At 29.5% G+C, this 2,176-nt stretch carries 2 protein-coding genes; one reads left to right on the forward strand and one right to left on the reverse strand.

Features of this window, described 5'->3' with window-relative positions; translation table 11 throughout:
- Positions 1-543 precede the first annotated feature (543 nt).
- Positions 544-759: a hypothetical protein gene (locus HGC4_RS18610; RefSeq protein WP_157258166.1), complete on the reverse strand. Its 216-nt coding sequence runs from the start codon at positions 757-759 to the stop codon at positions 544-546.
- 769 nt (positions 760-1,528) lie between these two features.
- Between HGC4_RS18610 and HGC4_RS18615 the strand changes: the two genes are divergently transcribed.
- On the forward strand, positions 1,529-1,672 hold the full coding sequence (locus HGC4_RS18615) for a hypothetical protein (RefSeq protein WP_157258168.1): 144 nt from the start codon (positions 1,529-1,531) through the stop codon (positions 1,670-1,672).
- The last annotated feature ends 504 nt before the right edge of the window (positions 1,673-2,176 follow it).

Genomic DNA, 2,176 nt, shown 5'->3' on the forward strand with positions numbered 1-2,176 from the left:
ACTTTTATTATGTATACTATTACGATGTAGAGTAAGATTATCAATAATTTTAATATTATTAAAAACTATTAATGATTAATTATTTCATCACAAATTAAAGAATAATAAAAATCTTATTCTTTAATAATTATGTCAATAACACATACATCTATGTCAATATAATCAACATAAAAAGGACACACAACCTCAGATTGACACACAACTGAAAAAAAAACAAAAAAAGACTCATAATTTAGACTTTTATTCTCAAGATATTCATTACCTCTTGTACCTTACAATACATATAAATATATTTTCCTTCCAATAACAATCAATTAATAAAGTTCACACGATTATCATAATCTGTTATATAATAATATAATCGGTAACAACTGGAACATAAGGTAATTGTTCCAGCGCACTCGTACTCTTTGCAAAATTAGCTGATGTACCAGTAAATTGTTATAACACAATTATACAAATCTTTAATCTGTCCTGTCGCATCAACATTTGTATCAAAGGGAACCGATGGCATATAAAAGAATCGAGAAGCAAGGTTAGTGTTTAATAGCTGATAAGTCCGTCAAAATAATAATACCCAATCATTGTCACTTTCTGAGTTTTAGCAGTCGTAGAACCAAGTATGTTTGTCACATAGACTATTGCTCCTGTTTGATCCGCCAGATTTATGGCATCTTCCAATAGTAATTGACCTAGCGTTATGAGAGCCATTATACTTTCCGTGTACTTCCATCCAAACTCGCTGACACCACATCCCAAATAACCTTGGGATTTTCTGTATTTATTTCAACTTGAGCATTAATTAGACTTATACTCAAAACAGTAAATAATAATAGTGCGTAAAACCTGTTTATAACCATAATCGTTGTTTTTACTTAATTGTTTAAAGTAATTTAGCTAGTGTAATAGATAATTTATAAAAATCATCTAATCAAAATAAATTTGAAACTATACACAAAATATATTAGGAAAGTGGATATTTCAGTTTATTCACAACTAAAAAAACATAACAAAGAGCACATTACAGGCTTTTTAGATTCAAAAAAAAGAAAAACAATAAACTATCAAAAAAATAACAACTAAATAATTTAATAGAATCTAATATTAAAAACATATTCTACATTTTACAGACACATACTATTATAGACAACCTATTATTAAGTTTCTATCAACTTTTTTAGATAAAAATAGAAACCCAATATCTACATTCAACTTCTATTTTTGTGAAAATAAAATCCTCTCTTATTAATTATTAAATAGACAATTTTATTTTTTTATCAACAAATAGCTATAGCTCAAAAAAATTAATACAACTATAAATTGTTTACATCTCAGCCTACATCGTTTTTAAACTACACTAATTAATATTAATTATGAAGAAAAGTATTTTATTCATAATGGTGCTACTTTTCAGTGGCTTATCACAAGTCTAAGTAGGAATAAATACCAAGACTCCATTGGGAATTTTGCACATCGACCCTAAGGGAGATATAAATGTAGCAGGCACAAACGGAACGGATGATGACATTTGGTAAGTCTGAACAGTCAGATAGGTATTGGCACGACATCACCTGGTAAAATTCTCAAACTGAGAGAGAAGTTCAAACTGGTCGATGGCTCACAATCGAACGATTATTTCCTGACCAGCGATGCTAGTGGAAACGGTTCGTAAAAAACGATGCAGATGAAAGATTTTGTACAAGGAGTCACAAATTTTCCGCAACTCACTGCCATAACACCTGCATATACAGGGACTAATATTTCTCAGCCTGCCAGCAATTGCCTTTACATGTACATATAGAGATAATTTTATTGAGAATTATATCATCTGGCGCCTTTCTACCAGCTCCAGTTCTTTAGGTAGAAGAATCTTCTCTTTACGATTTACATATGTTTCTGCTCTAGCTATCCAAGTTTAATGATGAATTGAACTTCCAAACTAATATTACTCTTTATCCTTGCTTATATTCTCCAAAAACAGAAAATCAACATATAGCCTTCAGTGTATCCATATGTACATTCTAGAGTCTTATCGTAATTATTTTATGAAGAAACATTAAGAAACAGTTTATAAATATTCTTTTATTGTCGACCTATATAGTTACTGACTGTATACCGCAATTTACAACATCCAAATCATCATTTCTCATAATAAAAGGTGTATACAGATACTATC

It is taken from the genome of Dysgonomonas sp. HGC4 (assembly GCF_001261715.1).
In the GTDB taxonomy this organism is placed as follows: domain Bacteria; phylum Bacteroidota; class Bacteroidia; order Bacteroidales; family Dysgonomonadaceae; genus Dysgonomonas_A.